The following is a 19,222-nucleotide window of genomic DNA, read 5'->3' as shown; positions in this document are numbered from 1 at the left end:
ACTAAATAAAGTATAAAGGAGGAAATGATGATGAAAAAACTGATTATAACTTTATTTATCGCGATGCTAGCGTTGGCTGGCTGTAATACAAACAAAGAAGAACCGAAAAAAGAACAGAAACTTGAAGCTGTAAAAGTAGCAGTACAAACAAATCCGAAAGAAATTAAACCAGGTGAAAAAACAGAAGTACAAGCACTTGTTACACAAGGGAAAGAAAAAGTAACGGATGCCGATGATGTAAAGTTTGAAATTTGGAAAGATGGCGACGAAAAGCATGAGATGTTAGATGGTAAGCATAAAGGAAAAGGTGTTTATGCAGTAGAGAAAACATTCGAAACGGATGGAGTATACCATATTATTGCTCACACAAATGCACGTGAAATGCACGTTATGCCAGAAGTGAAAGTTGCTGTAGGAAATGCGAAAGTAGAAGATGCGAAAAAAGAAAATAGTGATCACAGTGCAGGACATGGAGATCATAAAAGTGACACAATGATCCATCTTATGGCTGGAGACATAAAGGCAAATGCTGAATCTACAATGAAAGTTCATTTAAAGCAAAAAGAAGAAGCATTAACTGGTGCTGAAGTACAACTAGAGATTTGGAAAGATGGTGTTGAAAAACACGAATTTATTCCAGCGAAAGAAGGAAATAAAGGAGAGTATGAAACGAAACATACTTTCAAAGAGAACGGTGCTTACAAAGTGAAAGTACATGTAAGAAAAGGCGAATTGCATGAACATAAAGAAGAAACAATAGAAGTAAAATAAAAAGTAGCTCTTTAGAGCTACTTTTTATTTTTAATATGAAGAAATAAATCATAAAAAAATTAGCACTTCGTTGCAGAATGGATTACAATAGAAGTGTGAAGAAAATGAGAAATTCTACGAAAATGTATTAAAAAGAAAGCGTAAACATGTTATGATATCAGTATCAGATGTCTGACATCTGACTTAGAAAAAACTAGAAATGTTTTTGAATCGTTTCAAGTAAACGAAATAGGTTAGAAAATGATTTAAAGAAGTACTGTTTGACAATGAGAATTCTTTTGGATAACAGTTTCACTTTATAGCGTTTTGAACATACTACAAGAAGTAGAACTGAACTTATAGGAGGTCGCAGTTATGAATAAATATAAACGTATATTCCTAGTCGTAATGGACTCTGTGGGAATCGGTGAAGCACCAGATGCTGAGCAATTTGGTGATCTAGGATCTGACACAATTGGTCACATTGCTGAACATATGAATGGGTTACAAATGCCTAACATGGTGAAATTAGGTCTTGGTAACATTCGAGAAATGAAAGGTATCTCTAAAGTAGAGAAACCACTTGGATATTACACAAAAATGCAAGAGAAATCTACTGGTAAAGATACAATGACAGGTCACTGGGAAATCATGGGCCTTTACATTGATACACCATTCCAAGTGTTCCCAGAAGGATTCCCGAAAGAATTACTTGATGAATTAGAAGAAAAAACAGGCCGTAAAATTATCGGTAATAAGCCAGCTTCTGGAACTGAGATTCTTGATGAACTTGGTCAAGAGCAAATGGAAACAGGCTCTTTAATCGTTTATACTTCTGCTGATAGCGTATTGCAAATTGCAGCACACGAAGAAGTAGTGCCACTTGATGAATTATATAAAATTTGTAAAATTGCACGTGAATTAACATTAGATGAGAAATACATGGTAGGTCGTGTTATTGCTCGTCCATTCGTTGGTGAACCTGGAAACTTTACACGTACACCAAACCGTCATGACTATGCATTAAAACCATTCGGTCGTACAGTAATGAATGAATTAAAAGATAGTGACTACGATGTAATTGCTATCGGTAAAATCTCTGATATTTATGATGGCGAAGGGGTAACTGAATCACTTCGTACGAAGTCTAACATGGATGGAATGGATAAGCTTGTAGATACATTAAATATGGACTTTACAGGTCTTAGCTTTTTAAACTTAGTTGACTTTGATGCATTATTCGGCCACCGCCGTGATCCACAAGGATACGGAGAAGCTCTGCAAGAATATGATGCACGTCTTCCAGAAGTATTCGCAAAACTAAAAGAAGATGATCTATTATTAATTACAGCAGACCACGGTAATGATCCAATTCACCCTGGTACTGACCATACACGTGAATATGTACCATTATTAGCATATAGTCCAAGCATGAAAGAAGGCGGACAAGAGTTACCACTTCGTCAAACATTTGCTGATATTGGTGCAACAGTAGCAGAAAACTTTGGTGTGAAAATGCCAGAATACGGAACAAGCTTCTTAAACGAGCTAAAGAAATAGGGGGATAAACAAATGAATCGTGAACTTATTACAAAATCAGCTTCATACTTAAAAGAGAAATTTCAAGAGACACCACAAGTAGGACTAATCCTTGGATCAGGACTAGGTGTATTAGCAGACGAAATTGAGAACGCAGTAACAGTACCTTACAGTGAAATCCCTGAGTTCCCAGTATCAACTGTAGAAGGCCATGCAGGTCAACTAGTATTCGGTACACTTCAAGGTGTAACAGTAGTAGCAATGCAAGGACGTTTCCACTTCTATGAAGGATACGACATGCAAAAAGTAACATTCCCAGTTCGTGTTATGAAAGAACTAGGTGTAGAAACAGTTGTTGTAACAAACGCAGCTGGTGGTGTAAATACATCATTTGAGCCAGGCGATCTTATGTTAATTTCAGACCACATTAACTTCATGGGTACGAATCCATTAATCGGACCAAATGATTCTGAAATGGGCGTACGTTTCCCTGATATGTCTACGTCATATACGGTAGAACTTCGCGAAATGGCGAAACAAGTGGCAGCAGACTTAAATATTAAAGTACAAGAAGGTGTATACGTAGGAATGACAGGTCCTGTATATGAAACACCTGCTGAAATTCGTATGCTTCGTACACTTGGCGGAGATGCAGTTGGTATGTCAACAGTACCTGAAGTAATTGTAGCGCGTCATGCTGGTATGAAAGTATTAGGTATTTCTTGTATTTCAAATATGGCAGCTGGTATTTTAGATCAGCCACTTCACCACGATGAAGTAATTGAAACGACAGAACGTGTTAAAGCGAACTTCTTAGCATTAGTAAAAGCAATCGTAAAACAAATGAAGGGGTGACCTCACAATGAGAATGGTGGACCTAATTGCAAAAAAACGTGACGGACATGCATTAACGACAGAAGAAATTAATTTTATTGTTGAAGGATATACAAATGGTGATATTCCTGATTATCAAGTAAGTTCACTTGCAATGGCAATTTTCTTCCAAGATATGAACGATCAAGAGCGTGCTGATTTAACGATGGCAATGGTAAATAGCGGTGATACAATCGACTTATCAGCTATTGAAGGTGTAAAAGTAGATAAGCATTCAACAGGTGGTGTTGGTGATACAACGACACTTGTATTAGGTCCATTAGTAGCTGCTTTAGATGTACCAGTAGCGAAAATGTCTGGACGCGGTTTAGGACATACTGGTGGTACAATTGATAAATTAGAAGCAGTCCCAGGATTCCATGTGGAAATTGAAAACGATGAATTCATGCGTCTTGTAAATGAAAACAAAATCGCAGTTATCGGCCAAAGTGGTAACTTAACGCCTGCTGATAAAAAGTTATATGCACTTCGTGATGTAACAGCAACAGTAAACTCAATTCCGCTTATTGCAAGTTCGATTATGAGTAAAAAAATTGCTGCTGGTGCAGATGCAATTGTTCTTGATGTAAAAACTGGAGCAGGTGCATTTATGAAAACGGATGAAGATGCAAAACGTTTAGCAGAAGCAATGGTACGTATCGGTAATAACGTTGGTCGTAACACGATGGCAGTTATTTCGGATATGAGTCAACCACTTGGTGAAGCTATTGGTAATGCACTAGAAGTACAAGAAGCAATTGATACATTACAAGGTAAAGGGCCGAAAGATTTAGAAGAGTTATGTTTAACACTTGGAAGTCAAATGGTGTACCTTGCCGGACAAGCTTCATCTTTAGAAGATGCACGTGAAAAGCTAATTGAAGTAATGAACAACGGAAAAGCGCTAGAATCATTTAAAACGTTCTTATCAGCGCAAGGCGGCGACGCATCTGTTGTTGATGATCCTTCTAAATTGCCACAAGCACAATTTAAAATTGAAGTGGAAGCGAAAGAAGACGGATATGTATCAGAAATCGTTGCAGACGAAATCGGAACAGCAGCAATGCTTTTAGGAGCAGGACGTGCAACGAAAGAGTCTGAAATTGATTTAGCAGTTGGTCTAATGCTGCGCAAAAAAGTAGGCGATAGCGTGAAGCAAGGTGAATCCCTTGTTACAATTTACGCAAACCGCGAAAATGTTGAAGATGTAAAAGCGAAAATTTATGAGAACATGAAGATTTCTAAAGAACATGTAGATGCACCAACTTTAGTACACGGTATCGTAACGAAGTAATAAAAAAGCTGAGGAGATTTCTCCTTGGCTTTTTTTACTATTTTTTGTTTATAATAATAATGGGTGAAATTATGATTAGAATTTGTGCAGTAACAAAAACAGATGAAGTATTATATGATGTTTCTCTAGAAGAAACAAAGAAAGACCATATTGTATGGTATTGGCTAGATTTATATAAGCCAACGAAAGAAGAGTATACATATATTCTGCAAGACCATTTTAAGTTCCATCCCCTTGCAATTGAAGACTGTATAGAATATGTACAGAGGCCAAAAGTTGATTTTTATGATGGATATAACTTTTTAGTACTTCATGCATTTGGGGAAGATGGACTAGAACCGCACGAAATCGATTTATTTATTAGTGATCGTTATATTGTTTCTTTCCACTTTTCTCATAACAATGCAATCGAAAGAGTATGGAAAACACTTGGAGAAAAGAAGCGTATTAAAAATAGTCCTTTACATGTAGCTCATACAATTATCGACCAAATTGTAGATGACTATTTTGCGCCTGTATATTACATTGAGGATCATTTAAATGCAATTGATGATAATTTAACGGGGGAGACAGCAGGAAGTGTATTAGAAGAGGTATTTGATATACGTACAGATTTATCAAAGCTAAGGCGTACAATCATTCCGATGCGTGATTTATTATATCGTATTTTAAATTCGACTCGTTTTTACGGTATAAGCGATCATGAAATTTACTTTAAAGATATACATGATCATTTGCTTAAACTAACAGAAATGATTGAGGCAAGCCGAGAGTTAACAGCAGATATTCGGGATAGTTATTTTTCATTAAACTCACATCATATGAATAACATTATGAAAACATTAACTGTATTCTCGACTATTTTCATGCCATTAACATTTATTGCGGGAGTATATGGAATGAACTTTACGCATATGCCAGAGCTTGGTGGACAATATAGTTATTTTATTTGTCTACTTATTATGGCACTAATTGGCGGCGGAATGATGGCCTGGTTTTATAAAAAAGGATGGTTTAAGTAAAAAAACACCGAGGATTTCCTCGGTGTTTTTTTAACCAATAGCATGTAATACAAACATAGCTAAGAATAAGCATGTAATGATATACATAGATGGTGCGACTTCTTTACGCTTTCCAAGAGCAACTTTTAAGATAGGGTAAGCAATAAATCCGAACGCAATGCCATCAGCGATACTATATGTGAGCGGGATCATAACGATAATTAAGAATGCTGGAAATCCTTCTGAAAAGTCATTCAGAGGAATTTGTTGAATACTTGTAATCATCAGACCGCCAATAATAATTAAGATTGGTGCAATGGCACTATCAGGAATTAATTTGACAAATGGAAGAGCAAACAGTGATGCAAAGAATAGCAACCCAGTAACGATAGACGTCAGACCTGTCTTACCACCTGCAGTAATACCTGCGGCACTTTCTACTGTTGAAACGGTAGGACTTGTGCCAAATAGACCACATGTCATTGCTGAAATTGCATTGGCTTGGTAAGCACGTGGGAATTTACGATCATCTTCTAATAAACCGTGCAGAAGTCCCATGTTCTCAAAGATAAGCACCATGCTTAAAGAGAATGTTGCAATCCAAAATGGTAAGGAAGAAAGTTTCCCAAATGACATAGCTCCAAACACATCACCGTAATTAGCGAATGAGAATGAACTATTTCCCACTTGACTCGTATCCACAAGACCAAATAGCCAGGCGATACCAGTTCCTATTGCAATCGTCCATAAAAAGTTTCCACGTACGTTACGAATAAATAATACAAGTGCAATGATAAGAGTAAGTAATGTCGCAAGAACGACAGGATTACTTAATTTCCCCATTGCCACAGCAGTATTTGGGTTCGAAACGACTAAACCACCTTTTTGCAATCCGATAAACGCTAAAAATAATCCGATGCCGACAGTAATCGCTTCCTTTAATGATTTTGGAATTGATACTGATAGCACGCGAGCGATTGGTGTAAAAGCGGCAATTGCAAAAATAATACCAGAGATAAAGACAGCAGCCAATGCTTCTTGCCAAGTTAGTCCAAGCGTATGCACAGCTGTGTACGTGAAGAATGCATTTACACCCATACCCGGGACAAGAATAGCAGGTGCATTTGCCCAAAATGCCATGAGTAGACATCCGACAAATGAACTAAAAACAGTTGCTAAAATTCCAGCTTCAAGAGGAATGCCAGCATCTGATAAGATTGACGCATTTACAATCATAATATATACGATTGTGAAAAATGACGTAACTCCAGCTAAAACTTCTTGTTTTGGTGATGTTTCGTGTAAACCTAATTTAAATGTTCTTTCAAGTATTCCTTTCATGTTAAACCTTCTTTTTCATATCCCTCTCCCACCCGTGATATCTCTTTTGTAAGAGCTCACCGTTCTTTATTATATCAGAACATCATGTTTTTACAACAAGTAAAATGATAACGTTTACTTGTAAAGAGAATTCGTTATAAATATGTAAAAATAGCCCGTATGGATGAAATGATTTCTAATTCACCCGATTGAATGGGTGGGGCCGCTTGCGCATGTAAAGTAGCATAAGACGTAACCTCCCGTGGTAATTGGGCAGATTCTTCAACGAATGAGAGGGGAACAGGATTAATATTTAAATTATATGTACTCGCAATAGCACGAGCTTTTTCTACTGCTTGGTGCAGAGCTTGAATGAGAGCTTGCTCATAATATTTATTTGGATGAGATACTCGGAAACGTAACCCTTTTGCTACATTTGCGCCATTTGAAACGGCTATATCATATACTTCCCCAGCTTTTTGTACATTTAAAACGGTAATTTCATACAAATGCTCCACACGGTATCCTTGTAGCAATGCTTTATCATTTACATATTCGTATTGAGGAGTAATCGTATAAGAAATCGTTTCTATATCTTTATCGGCAATACCAAGCTGTTTAAGTGCATCCAGCAATTGTTTGGATTGCACTGCATTTTCTTCTTGAGCCTGTTTTACATTTTTATCATCTGTTCGAATGCCAAGCGTTAATATAACAACATTCGGTTTTGCTTTGACAACGCCTTCGCCTTGTACAGTAATAGTAGCTTCTTTACCAGTATTAGCTGTGCGTACGTTGTGTAAATAAGGATTCATTCCACCCTGCATTTTCCATCACCATCCTTTTTATATGTATATGTGTGAACAAAAAAGAAATTTATATGAAAAAAGTTACATAAATGAGAATGTTGAGGAAAGAAAGCATGTACAACATAGGTATTTATAGATTATAATATGTGTAAATATGATAAAAAAGGGACGAGGCTATTGAACGAAAAAAGAGAAACACTGATTTTAGATTTATCTGCATCATTTCGAAAAATGATACGTTTATTACAAAATGATATTAATACACGTTTTGCAGAACATATGCCATATAATGAATTTTCTGTATTACGTGCGTTATTTTTAAAGAGTCCACAGATGGCTTCGCAAATTGCGAGTGAAGTAAACGTAACCTCCAGTCATATTACAGCTGTTACAGATCGTCTCGTACGAAAAGGATTAGTAGAAAGAAAACGTTCTAATTCAGATCGTCGAATCGTGTATTTAGAAATTACAGAGCACGGAAGAGAAGTAACTGAAAAACTTGAAGCTGTGCGTAAAGAATATTATAAAGAGAGATTTAAAGGTTGGAGCGACCAAGAAATAGAAATGGTCTTAGAACTATTTGGCCGCGTATTATAATAAATGAGGATAGGAAGCGAAAGCATTCCTATCCTTTTTCTTTTGAATAAAAATATTTTGAAACTCCGATACTTTAATTAAAAGATCGGAGGAAAGATTATGAAATATATTGCTGCACTTACCATTTTATTTGGTGGTTTTTTCTATTTTCAAACATTTACGTACGCAGATACGCCTATCCAAGTGGTACGAAAAGAAGTGAAGTACATTGAAACCGATAATACAGTCTTATATTCGAAATTATGGGTTCGTTCTATGCAAAACGCAGTATTATTCCACCATAGCGATAATATTCGTAATCAGGACACATTACGTAATGTAACAAGTTCATCGCTTGTTAAAGCGAAACAACTATCTTTTCAGAAAGCAGCACTCTATATACCGAGACTATCGCAATACGTATCAAAAATAGGAAAAGAAAATATTCAAGTGTACTACATTGCGATTCACTATAATGTGAAAAAAGAAAATGCATATCAATTAGATGGCATGAACTATTTTCTACAAGTATTTGTGAAAGAGCGTGGGGAATGGAAAATTGCTGAAAGTGTAGTTGCACCGACAGAGCAAATTGTGCAAAATGGTGATGGATTTGGGATGAAAGAAGAGATGGTGTATGGGGATAGGAGAGAGAATGTGAAATAACCTCTTTATTTAGATAGGGACATATATAATAAAAAGCATTGCTCTTGTGCAATGCCTTTTTATTTAGTTCATATAAGAGTTAAATAATTCATAACATCTTTCTTTTGTCAGCTTCTATTAATGCCATTGTTCCGTGTTTATAGTTTCACATCTATGATGCTTTTGGAAACATGTATCCACCACCTTAATGCATATTTATTTCCCTACAAAAGCAAACTTCAATTTTAATAGACGTGTAAAAATGAAGTAACTTATGGTAGCGAATAGGAAAAATCCAACATAATAAGACAGAAGTGCATCTCGTCCGCCTAATATTCTACCACCAAGTAGTCCGAAGCATAGAACAGTGCAAATTATGAACCATTTTTGCAAGTTAGGAAACAATAGTATTTTTCCACTTTGTTCGTTCGGTGTACGTGTGTATAGAAAGGTTGCTATTGATAAAAAGGTAATGATGTAAGCAAATGGTGTTAATAGTGTCCAAGGAGAAGGTACAGAAATACGCTCCGTAGGATTGTCCTGTGATACACTGGGAAGTTTATTGCCATAGTCATCAAATGTTTCTATCGGGTGGTAATCATAAGTAATAGAAAAATATTCTAATGGTGAAATGATACCTATATGTTGTAAGTACTCATGAGTATGGTGCTCTATTTCTCCCATTGCATCTACAGACCATTGTGTGTGTGAATAAATGAATCCGGAAATTAACAATCCAAAACCGTATGGTAAAAATAATAGAATGATAGTTAAAATACTTTGAGAAAATATATGTCCAGTAAGAGTCCCGATAAATAAGGCGAATGTATAAATAGCGATAAGTACAACGGTAGCATATAGAAAGTAACTATAGAACGGAGCGAAGGTTTGATACTCATTGTGAAACGACATGTTCTTTATTCCGTACATGCTAATCCAGCAAACAATTTGTACTGTAATAATATTCAAAACACCAAGCCACCATTTTGTTAAAAAAATATCCTTTCGTTTAAAAGGCATCGAGAATAGAAAATCAGTTGATTGATTATTACGTTCCCATCCAATTAAAAGACAAGCGAGTGCAATTAGAGTAGCTCCTTGAAAGAAGACGGCACCATCAGATGTCTGAAAATAGTAGGAGTAGTAATATGCATAGTCACCAAACTTCATTTTTGATAGTTTTAGTTGCATTTGCGCTTCTTGATAATATTTATAAGGTAGTTGATATAAACTAGTTAACCAAAATAATAGAATTATATATTTTCCTTGCTTCCATTGCCTTATCCATAAAGCTTTATGAAACATGCGAATCCTCCTCAAACGTTGTGATAAAAATATCTTCGAGCGACATGGCTAATTCTTCAATGAGCAGTGGCTGTTCTTTATGAAACTTTTCTAATGTAGCTGCCACATTTCCCTCAATTAAGATTGTATATACTTTTCCTGTTTGATTTAATATTTTAATATTGCTTAAGTTTTCTAGTTTTTGAGGTAGTGAACGTTCATAAGCAACTTGTATTTTAGCAAATCGTGATTTTGCATCGTCTAGTGATGTAATAGACGAGATAGTATGGCCTTTTAATATAATAATTGTATCTGCAATTTGTTCTACTTCATCTAAATGGTGAGTGGAGATGAAAATGGTAATCTCTTTTTCTGCAACTTCTCCAACGAGAAACTGTAAAATTTTCCTTTTCACGATAGGATCAAGTCCATTTGTCGGTTCATCTAAAATGATATATTCTGCCTTTGTAGAAACGGCTAAAATGATGGCGAGCAGTGCTTTCATTCCTTTTGAATAACTACGAATTCGTTTATTTGGTAAGTTAAAACGTTCTAACAGTTCATAGAAATGTGTTTCATCAAATGCGGTATAAACTTCTTTATAAAACTTTACGATTTCTTTTATCGTATAGCCGTTCAGTATATTAGTAGAATCAGGAACATATACAATTCTTTGCTTTATTTCAGGAAACTGATGAATGTTTGTATCTTCATATGTAACAGTTCCCTCGTCTGGGTCTAAAATACCGACCATCGTTCGCAATAAAGTTGTTTTCCCCGCACCGTTTCTTCCGAGTAATCCGATGATACTCCCTCTTTGCAATGTGAAAGAAACATCGTCTAAAATTGTTTGATTATCAATTGTTTTCTTCAAGTTTGTCACTTTCAACATCCGTATTCCCTCCAATCTCTTTATAGTATGAATCTATCCAATCATGAATTTTATCTTTCGTAATACCAAGATAAGAGGCTTCTAATAGTAATTGATGAAATTGCTTTTCAACCATAGCGATTTTCCTTTCGTCTAATGTTGGGGTAATCGATTGGGATACAAATGTTCCTTTTCCTCGTAACGTTTCAATAATTCCTTGTCGCTCTAACTCTTGATACGCTTTACTCACTGTATTTGGATTTATAACGAGTAAAGAAGCGAGTTCGCGTACAGAAGGAAGTTTATCACTTGGAGCCAACATGTTTTTCAATACGAGTTCTTTTATATTTTGAACAATTTGTTCCCATATCGGAGTGTTGCTTCTTGGGTCAAGTTGAATATGCAAGAGCAATGTCTCCTTCCTCATATGTATTAAGTGTACTACTGTATGTAATACACTTAATACAATATAGGGGACGAATGTATTTGTCAACTGAAAATGTTAGAAAAATTTGGTATTAAAAAAAGGTAAATTGGAAAAAATAGGTCTGATATAGAATGGAGGGTTAGTCATGAAGCGAGTTTTTGGAATACTTGTTTGTTTCATGTTATTGCTTTCTGGAACTTCAGTGAGTTTCGCACAATCTGAGAAAACGAAGCAGGAGAAAACAGAAGAAACAACACCGAAGTTAGCGGAACAAGCGTCGTCAGCAATCGTAATTGAGCAAGATACAGGTAAAGTTTTATTTGATAAAAACCCAAATGAAAAATTACCACCTGCTAGTATGACAAAGATTATGACAATGCTTTTAATTATGGAACAAGTTGAAAAAGGAAAACTAAAACTGACCGATAAAGTTAGAGCGAGCGAACATGCAGCTTCAATGGGTGGATCGCAAATCTTTTTAGAACCTGGGGAAGAGATGACTGTAAACGAGATGTTAAAGGGTATTGCAATTGCATCTGGAAATGACGCATCTGTTGCAGTAGCCGAGCATATCGCAGGTTCAGAAGAAGGATTTGTAAATATGATGAACAAAAAGGCGAAAGATCTAGGGCTGAAAAATACACATTTTCAAAACCCAACAGGTCTTCCGGCCAAAGACCATTATTCGACAGCAAATGATATGGCTATAATGGCGAGAGAATTGATGAAGTATCCACTTATTCGTAAATACACAGGTAAGTACGAAGATTATTTACGTGAAGATACGGATAAAAAGTTTTGGCTCGTTAATACGAATAAGCTAGTACGTTTTTATCCTGGCGTAGATGGAGTAAAAACAGGTTTTACGACAGAAGCGAAATATTGTTTAACAGCATCGGCTGAAAAAAATGGCATGCGTGTCATTTCAGTTGTCATGGGAGCACCAACATCAAAAGAACGGAACAACCAAGTGACGAAGCTTCTTGACTACGCATTTGGTCAATATATGACAAAGAAATTGTATACGCGCGGCGAAAAAATTAAGACAGTTCAAGTAGGGAAAGGGAAAAAAGAAAAAGTAGATTTAGTTGCATCAGATAATGTTTCTCTTCTTATGAAGAAGGGCGAGAATATGGACAAGGTAAAACAAGAAGTAATTGCTGAAAAGAAAGTAAAAGCACCGATTAAAAAAGGTGACGCGCTTGGTACACTTGTTATTAAAAAAGATAAAGATGTTTTATTAAAACAAACAATTGTAGCAAAAGAAGATGTTGCTGCAGCGAGCTGGTGGGAGTTATTTAAAAGAAGTTTTGGGATGTTTTCAACATCAAAATAGCGGCAAATATTTTGCCGCTTTTCTATTCGTATGTAAGTGAATAATGCTGAAAGGTTTCACTTTATGACGAAATAGTTCTTCTTTTGTCAGCAGGAAGGATTCTTATTTTGTATGACGAAAATCTTTATGTATGTGAATAAGTAAAGTTTGAGCATAAGGAGGAAATCGTGTGAGTCTTTCCATGCAATTAGAAGTAAAACGTGACGTCCTATGTGTGAGACTAGAGGGTGAATTAGATCATCATACGGCTGAAGAGTTGCGAACGAAAGTAACAGATATGATTGAGACACATGGTGTTCATCATATTGTTTTGAGCCTAGAGAACTTATCTTTTATGGATAGTTCTGGTCTAGGTGTTATATTAGGCCGATATAAACACGTAAAGGGATTAGGTGGAGAAATGGTTGTTTGTGCAATTTCACCGCCTGTTAAGCGTTTATTTGAAATGTCGGGCTTATTCAAAATCGTTCGCTTAGAAGAAAGTGAAGCGCACGCGCTCGCGACGTTGGGGGTGGCATAGATGAGAAATGAAATGAACCTTCAATTTTCAGCATTAAGTCAAAATGAATCGTTCGCTCGCGTTACAGTAGCGGCTTTCATTGCACAACTAGATCCAACGATGGAAGAATTAACGGAGATTAAAACAGTTGTGTCAGAAGCGGTTACAAATGCAATTATTCATGGATACGAAGGAAATGCAGAAGGTATTGTTTATATTTCTGTAATTTTGGAAGAAGCAATGGTGAAACTCACGATTCGAGATGAAGGGATTGGAATCTTTAACTTAGATGAAGCGAGACAACCCCTTTTTACAACTAAACCTGAATTAGAGCGTTCCGGAATGGGATTTACTATCATGGAAAATTTTATGGATGAAGTAGAAGTTATTTCAAACGAATCTTTCGGGACAACAATCCATTTGACAAAATACTTATCAAATAGTAACGCTCTATGCAATTAAGGAGAATAGCCTATGGACATAGAGGTCAAAAATGAGAAGAAGAAACCTCAGTTAAAGGACCACGAGCTAAAAGCGTTAATTCAAAAAAGTCAAGATGGAGATCAACGAGCGAGAGATACAATCGTTCAAAGTAATATGCGCCTCGTTTGGTCGGTTGTACAGCGGTTTCTTAATCGAGGATACGAACCAGACGACCTATTTCAAATTGGATGTATTGGGCTCTTGAAATCGGTAGATAAATTTGATTTATCTTTCGACGTGAAATTTTCAACATATGCAGTTCCAATGATTATTGGTGAAATACAACGTTTCTTACGTGATGATGGATCAGTGAAAGTTAGTAGGTCTTTAAAAGAAACAGGAAACAAAATTCGAAAGATGAGAGATGAGCTTTCGAAAGAATTCGGAAGGGCTCCCACGATTAATGAAGTGGCAGAGGCACTAGAACTAACGCCAGAGGAAGTTGTTCTAGCACAAGAAGCGAGCCGGGCCCCTTCGTCTATACATGAAACTGTATATGAAAACGATGGAGATCCAATCACTATTTTAGATCAAATTGCAGATCAATCTGAAACGAAATGGTTCGATAAAATTGCTTTAAAAGAAGCGATTAGAGAACTAGATGAACGAGAGCGCTTAATTGTATACTTGCGTTACTATAAAGATCAAACACAGTCAGAAGTAGCAGAGCGCATAGGCATTTCGCAAGTACAAGTTTCAAGACTTGAAAAGAAAATATTAAAACAGATGAAAGATCGAATAGACGAATAATTGTCTATTCGATTTTTTTATGCCGTTAATAGGAGAGAGATGTTAATTTTCGCAAAAATTAACAGAATTTATTGATAATTTAGTCAATTTAAAATATAATCCAAGTATGAACTTGTCATAAAGGGGGAAGGAAACATGGAAACGAGGCAACAATGGGGAACGAGAGCTGGATTTATTTTTGCAGCGGTCGGATCTGCCGTTGGATTAGGAAACATATGGCGTTTTCCTTATACAGCGTATGAAAATGGAGGAGGAGCATTCTTTTTACCGTACTTATTTGCATTATTAACGACTGGTATTTCATTGTTAGCGTTTGAGTTTGCCCTTGGTCATCGTCATCGTGGTTCAGCACCACTTACATTTTTCCGTATTAGCCCGCGTGCCGAATTTATTGGATGGTGGCAAATGTGCGTAACATTTATCGTTTCAACATATTATGCAGTGATTATTGCTTGGTCTATATCGTATACATACTTTGCAATTACTGGAGCATGGGGAAAAGACACGCAATCATTTTTATTTAAAGAGTACTTACATGTTGCAGATAAGCCAGGGCAATTTGGAGGACTTGTACCGGAAGTATTAATTCCATTAGCTCTCGTTTGGATTATTGTACTTGGCGTTGCATTTAAAGGAGTTAAAAAAGGAATAGAAGTTGTTAACCGTATATTTATTCCTTTATTAGTTGTTATGTTCCTTATTATCGTCGTTCGTGCAGTGACGATGGAAGGTGCTATGCAAGGACTAGATGCATTCTTTAAACCAGATTGGAGTCGTATTTTTGATGGGAAAGTATGGCTTGCTGCTTATGGTCAAATATTCTTTAGTTTATCTTTAGCATTTGGAATTATGATTACGTATTCTAGTTATTTACCGAAAAACTCGGATACAACAAATAATGCCTTTATTACTGGATTTGCAAACTCAGGATTTGAATTATTAGCAGGTATTGGGGTCTTTGCAGCTCTTGGATTTATGGCGAATAATATGGGAGTACCGGTTGATAAAGTAGCAAGTGCTGGCGTTGGGCTTGCGTTCGTAGTATTTCCGCAAATTATTAATGAATTGCCGATGTCACCGTTGTTTGGTGTATTATTTTTCTTATCGTTAACGGTTGCTGGAATCACATCACTTATTTCACTCGCGGAAGTATGTTTTGCCGCTGTATCTGAAAAATTCAGTTTAAGTCGGGAAAAAACCATTGGAATTATGGGAACCCTTCTCGTGTTAGTTTCTCTTGTATTTGCAACACGTGGTGGGCTTATGTTCTTAGATGTTGTCGACTATTTCGCCAATAATTTCGGATTAATTACAATTGCACTTGCGGAAGTAGTGACGATAGGGCTCATTTTACGTCGTTTACCAGTTTATCAAAATCATGCAAACTTTGTATCTGATATTAAATTAGGAACGTTTTGGAGAGTGAGTTTACTCGTTATTACTCCGCTTATGTTAGGGTATATGCTAATTGATGGTACAATCCAAAATATTAAAAAGAATTATGGAGATTATCCGACTGAGTTTGTTATAACGTATGGTTGGTCGATAGCAGCAGCCTTCCTTATCGTTGCGCTAATTATTAGTCTAAAGAAATGGAATGCACAAATACATTCGGATTCTGCCAAGCTTGAAAAAGAATGGAAAGATCGAGGTGTTTCATAATGAGTGGATCAGCAATTATGATGATGGTTATTGGAATAGTAGTCATTTGGGGAGGGCTTGCATTAAGTATTGCAAACTTATTTAAGAAAAAGGCATAAGTAAAAAACATCTGTACCGAAATGGTGCAGATGTTTTTTTATGAAAAAATTGTATTAGAAAAAAATTCAATAACCATACTACAACTACGAGGAAGAGTGAAGGGGTGAATGAAAGTTGGAACAAACGATTTATATTAAAATGCGCAATCGTTTAAAAGTTTCTCCTACTTATGAAGTAAAGCTGGGCGATGTTGCTCAACTTGCCGGAGATTCTTCCGTAGTTGAGTTGTTACAAAATGAGATAGTTTACAAAATAACAGCGCATGATAAGACGCATGTTGTAATTGATGTTATGAAAGTAATTGAGATTATTCAACAGAAAGCATCTCATCTACAAATTAATTTACTCGGTTCTGGACAAACTCTTGTTGAAATTATATACGAAAAAAAGAAGACACACCCAATTTTTTTCGGGCTTGTATGGCTGTTACTTTTCATTGGAGCGGCCCTTGCGATCATTTATTTCCATGAAGATGTAAGTATGCAACAAGTACATCAACGGTTATATTACATGATTACTGGAGAATTTAATGCGCAACCACTTTTATTTCAAATTCCTTATTCTTTAGGTCTTGGCTTAGGGATGGTTTTATTCTTTAATCATGTATTTCAAAAGCGAATTAATGAAGAGCCGAGTCCGCTAGAAGTTGAGATGTTTCAATACCAACAGTCACTTGATCAGTATGTAATCGTTAATGAAAACAAGGATAATATGAAACAACTTACCGATGATTGAGTATGGATTTGTTATTTTAATTGGTTTAGCTGGAGGGATTGCGGTAGGTAGCGGATATGTCGCATTTTTAGCTGTACTTGGTATAATCCCCCGTTTAGCCCAATTAACGAGAAGTGGAAAGCATATTCAATATTTTGAGTGGGCAGTCATTGCAGGTACTTTAACAGGGGCTTGGTGCAGTTTGAAAAACATTACATTTCAAACGTCGCAATATTGGCTCGTTATATTAGGGATATTTTGTGGCACGTTCATTGGAATGCTTGCTGCAGCATTAACAGAGGTGTTAAATGTTCTACCTATTTTAGCGAAACGAGTAGGGGTAGAGGGGAAGATTATTGTTTTACTCGTTGCTCTTGTACTTGGGAAAGTAATAGGATCGTTGTTTCACTGGATTTATTTCGTAAAGTAGGAGGCAGTATATAAATGACAAGTCAGAAATTGAAGGATGATTACATAAATAAAGTGAAGGAGTATCATCCAAAGCCAAACTATTTACTAAATTGTATCAAAGCATTTCTTGTAGGTGGACTCATTTGCACAGTTGGAGAAGTATTGATGAAATTTTATATACATTATTTTCACTTTAGTGAACAAGAGGCAGGAAACCCAACTGTTGCAACCCTTGTTTTATTATCCGCGATTTTAACAGGGTGTGGTGTATATGATAAAATCGGTCAATTTGCTGGAGCAGGATCAGCGGTACCGGTAACAGGATTTGCAAATTCTATGGCGAGCGCTGCCTTAGAACATAAGAGCGAAGGGGTTGTTCTAGGGATTGCTACAAATATGTTTAAACTGGCAGGAAGTGTGATTGTATTTGGGGTTGTTGGTGCATATATCATTGGGTTAATAAGGTATACCTTTAAAATTTTTATGTCTTAAAGGAGGGGCTAGTATGAGGTTGACCGGAAAACAAACGTGGGTATTTCAAAATGATATATATGTGAATGCAACGGGTACTGCTGTCGGTCCGAAAGAAGCTGAGGGCCCTCTTGGGAAAAAATTTGATATTTCATATGATGACTTGCATTGTGGAGAAGAAAATTGGGAGCTCGCCGAACGAAGATTAATGTCAGACTCAATTCAACAAGCAGTGCAAAAAGGGAATATAAAAACATCGCAAATTGATTTCTTTTTAGCGGGAGATTTATTAAATCAAACAGTGACAGCAAATTATGTTGCGCGTAAGTGGGGCATTCCTTTTTTAGGAATGTTTAGCGCTTGTGCAACGTCTATGGAGACTTTAGCAGTTGGCTCAGCTTTTATAGACGGTGGATTTGCAAATCGTGTCTTAGCTACAGTAAGCAGTCATAATGCAACGGCTGAAAGACAATTTCGCTATCCAACAGAGTACGGTGGGCAAAAACCAGGGACAGCAAATTCAACTGTGACTGGTGCAGGATCTATATTAATTAGCAATGAAAAAAGTGCAATTAAAATTACGTCAGCTACAATCGGAAAAGTGCAAGATTTAGGAATTACAAATCCTTTGGATATGGGGGCAGCGATGGCTCCAGCAGCAGCTCATACAATTCAACAACATTTTGAAGATTTAAGAAGAAGTGCCGATGATTATGATTTGATTGTTACGGGTGATTTATCAGCTGTTGGGACGCCGATTGCGAAACAACTTTTACTTGAGGAAGGTTATGATCTTGGGCATATATACAATGATTGTGGATTGATGATTTATGAATCAAGTCAAGAAGAAGTGTTTGCAGGTGGTAGTGGTTGCGCTTGTTCAGCAGTTGTTACGTATGGCCATTTATTACACGAGATGCAAAAAGGGAATTTACAACGAATTTTTGTCGTTGCGACTGGTGCATTATTAAGCCCGATGATGATGCAACAGAAGGAAACAATTCCAACAATTGCACATGGTGTCGTATTTGAGAGAGTTAAAGGAGAGTGAATTGTGGATTTTATATATGCATTTCTTGTAGGTGGAGCTATTTGTTTAATTGGGCAACTATTGTTAGATTTCGTAAAGTTAACACCAGCTCATTTAATGGCAACTTTTGTAGTCATCGGAGCAATTTTAGATGGATTTGGATTGTACGATAAACTAATAAAATTTGCAGGTGCTGGAGCGACAGTCCCTATTACAAGTTTTGGACATTCACTATTGCACGGAGCAATGCATGCAGCAGAAAAACATGGATATTTAGGAATTGGTATTGGCATGTTTAGTTTAACGTCTGCGGGCATTTCCGCAGCGATATTGTTTTCATTTTTTATAGCACTTATATGTAAACCGAAAGGATAAATC

Annotated in this window: 23 protein-coding genes; 18 read left to right on the top strand and 5 right to left on the bottom strand. The window is 36.4% G+C overall.

All coding sequences use genetic code 11. From position 1 onward, the window contains the following. Positions 1-30 precede the first annotated feature (30 nt). From NST27_RS20005 to corA, 5 genes are all read left to right on the top strand, one after another. The gene (locus tag NST27_RS20005; protein WP_000733456.1) at positions 31-771 is read left to right on the top strand and encodes a FixH family protein; all 741 of its coding nucleotides are present in this window, start codon (positions 31-33) and stop codon (positions 769-771) included. 354 nt (positions 772-1,125) lie between these two features. After that, positions 1,126-2,310: a phosphopentomutase gene (deoB, locus tag NST27_RS20000; protein WP_001046079.1), complete on the top strand. Its 1,185-nt coding sequence runs from the start codon at positions 1,126-1,128 to the stop codon at positions 2,308-2,310. 12 nt (positions 2,311-2,322) lie between these two features. Then, entirely contained in the window at positions 2,323-3,144 is an 822-nt protein-coding gene (locus tag NST27_RS19995) for a purine-nucleoside phosphorylase (protein ID WP_001078446.1), read from the top strand. 7 nt (positions 3,145-3,151) lie between these two features. Continuing rightward, a complete protein-coding gene (locus NST27_RS19990; RefSeq protein ID WP_001243069.1) occupies positions 3,152-4,456 on the top strand; it encodes a pyrimidine-nucleoside phosphorylase in 1,305 nt (434 codons plus the stop codon). A 59-nt stretch (positions 4,457-4,515) separates the two neighbouring features. Further along, the gene (gene corA / locus NST27_RS19985) at positions 4,516-5,478 is read left to right on the top strand and encodes a magnesium/cobalt transporter CorA (RefSeq protein WP_002005674.1); all 963 of its coding nucleotides are present in this window, start codon (positions 4,516-4,518) and stop codon (positions 5,476-5,478) included. A 30-nt stretch (positions 5,479-5,508) separates the two neighbouring features. Here corA and NST27_RS19980 read toward each other — a convergent pair whose 3' ends face one another. Both NST27_RS19980 and NST27_RS19975 read right to left on the bottom strand, forming a co-directional pair. Next, complete coding sequence (locus tag NST27_RS19980; RefSeq protein ID WP_000676240.1) at positions 5,509-6,798, bottom strand: NCS2 family permease; 1,290 nt, start codon at positions 6,796-6,798, stop codon at positions 5,509-5,511. Between the two features lie 134 nt (positions 6,799-6,932). Further along, positions 6,933-7,604, bottom strand: a complete 672-nt coding sequence (locus tag NST27_RS19975; protein WP_001161448.1) for an SIMPL domain-containing protein — start codon at positions 7,602-7,604, stop codon at positions 6,933-6,935. Between the two features lie 159 nt (positions 7,605-7,763). Here NST27_RS19975 and NST27_RS19970 point away from each other — a divergent pair, with 159 nt between their 5' ends. Further along, positions 7,764-8,183, top strand: a complete 420-nt coding sequence (locus NST27_RS19970; RefSeq protein WP_001003305.1) for a MarR family winged helix-turn-helix transcriptional regulator — start codon at positions 7,764-7,766, stop codon at positions 8,181-8,183. A 99-nt stretch (positions 8,184-8,282) separates the two neighbouring features. After that, on the top strand, positions 8,283-8,828 hold the full coding sequence (locus NST27_RS19965; protein ID WP_000873785.1) for a hypothetical protein: 546 nt from the start codon (positions 8,283-8,285) through the stop codon (positions 8,826-8,828). A gap of 195 nt (positions 8,829-9,023) precedes the next feature. Here the strand turns inward: NST27_RS19965 and NST27_RS19960 are convergent, their stop codons facing one another. Genes NST27_RS19960 through NST27_RS19950 form a run of 3 tightly spaced genes read right to left on the bottom strand, consistent with a single transcriptional unit; the run spans position 9,024 to position 11,368 of the window. Continuing rightward, the gene (locus tag NST27_RS19960) at positions 9,024-10,112 is read right to left on the bottom strand and encodes an ABC-2 transporter permease (protein WP_044584826.1); all 1,089 of its coding nucleotides are present in this window, start codon (positions 10,110-10,112) and stop codon (positions 9,024-9,026) included. Further along, positions 10,102-10,983, bottom strand: coding sequence for an ABC transporter ATP-binding protein (locus NST27_RS19955; RefSeq protein ID WP_044584825.1), 882 nt, complete (start codon positions 10,981-10,983; stop codon positions 10,102-10,104). Before NST27_RS19955 ends, NST27_RS19960 begins: the two co-directional genes overlap by 11 nt. Then, the gene (locus NST27_RS19950) at positions 10,949-11,368 is read right to left on the bottom strand and encodes a GntR family transcriptional regulator (protein WP_000548027.1); all 420 of its coding nucleotides are present in this window, start codon (positions 11,366-11,368) and stop codon (positions 10,949-10,951) included. The genes NST27_RS19955 and NST27_RS19950 overlap by 35 nt, the downstream gene beginning before the upstream one ends. A gap of 166 nt (positions 11,369-11,534) precedes the next feature. Here NST27_RS19950 and dacF point away from each other — a divergent pair, with 166 nt between their 5' ends. The 11 genes from dacF (at position 11,535) to spoVAE (ending at position 19,219) form a co-directional block, all read left to right on the top strand. Continuing rightward, positions 11,535-12,725, top strand: coding sequence for a serine-type D-Ala-D-Ala carboxypeptidase DacF (gene dacF / locus NST27_RS19945; RefSeq protein WP_000831998.1), 1,191 nt, complete (start codon positions 11,535-11,537; stop codon positions 12,723-12,725). Between the two features lie 169 nt (positions 12,726-12,894). Continuing rightward, positions 12,895-13,245, top strand: coding sequence for an anti-sigma F factor antagonist (gene spoIIAA / locus NST27_RS19940; RefSeq protein ID WP_000059135.1), 351 nt, complete (start codon positions 12,895-12,897; stop codon positions 13,243-13,245). Beyond that, the gene (spoIIAB, locus tag NST27_RS19935) at positions 13,246-13,686 is read left to right on the top strand and encodes an anti-sigma F factor (RefSeq protein ID WP_001243398.1); all 441 of its coding nucleotides are present in this window, start codon (positions 13,246-13,248) and stop codon (positions 13,684-13,686) included. Between the two features lie 12 nt (positions 13,687-13,698). Then, positions 13,699-14,457: an RNA polymerase sporulation sigma factor SigF gene (gene sigF, locus NST27_RS19930; protein ID WP_000350731.1), complete on the top strand. Its 759-nt coding sequence runs from the start codon at positions 13,699-13,701 to the stop codon at positions 14,455-14,457. A gap of 135 nt (positions 14,458-14,592) precedes the next feature. Beyond that, complete coding sequence (locus NST27_RS19925; RefSeq protein WP_000450087.1) at positions 14,593-16,119, top strand: sodium-dependent transporter; 1,527 nt, start codon at positions 14,593-14,595, stop codon at positions 16,117-16,119. Then, entirely contained in the window at positions 16,119-16,217 is a 99-nt protein-coding gene (locus NST27_RS19920; RefSeq protein WP_000016826.1) for a methionine/alanine import family NSS transporter small subunit, read from the top strand. Before NST27_RS19925 ends, NST27_RS19920 begins: the two co-directional genes overlap by 1 nt. Before the next feature lie 115 nt (positions 16,218-16,332). Beyond that, positions 16,333-16,953: a stage V sporulation protein AA gene (locus tag NST27_RS19915; protein ID WP_000438366.1), complete on the top strand. Its 621-nt coding sequence runs from the start codon at positions 16,333-16,335 to the stop codon at positions 16,951-16,953. Continuing rightward, complete coding sequence (spoVAB, locus tag NST27_RS19910; RefSeq protein ID WP_000575191.1) at positions 16,946-17,362, top strand: stage V sporulation protein SpoVAB; 417 nt, start codon at positions 16,946-16,948, stop codon at positions 17,360-17,362. The genes NST27_RS19915 and spoVAB overlap by 8 nt, the downstream gene beginning before the upstream one ends. A gap of 14 nt (positions 17,363-17,376) precedes the next feature. Beyond that, complete coding sequence (spoVAC, locus tag NST27_RS19905; protein ID WP_000203810.1) at positions 17,377-17,835, top strand: stage V sporulation protein AC; 459 nt, start codon at positions 17,377-17,379, stop codon at positions 17,833-17,835. 13 nt (positions 17,836-17,848) lie between these two features. After that, positions 17,849-18,865 (top strand): stage V sporulation protein AD, encoded by a 1,017-nt coding sequence (gene spoVAD, locus NST27_RS19900; protein ID WP_001241163.1) that lies wholly within the window; start codon positions 17,849-17,851, stop codon positions 18,863-18,865. A gap of 3 nt (positions 18,866-18,868) precedes the next feature. Then, a complete protein-coding gene (gene spoVAE / locus NST27_RS19895) occupies positions 18,869-19,219 on the top strand; it encodes a stage V sporulation protein AE (protein ID WP_000345904.1) in 351 nt (116 codons plus the stop codon). Positions 19,220-19,222 lie beyond the last annotated feature (3 nt).

It is taken from the genome of Bacillus sp. FSL W8-0770 (assembly GCF_038008705.1).
In the GTDB taxonomy this organism is placed as follows: domain Bacteria; phylum Bacillota; class Bacilli; order Bacillales; family Bacillaceae_G; genus Bacillus_A; species Bacillus_A cereus.
This window is presented reverse-complemented; position numbering and strand designations above follow the sequence as displayed.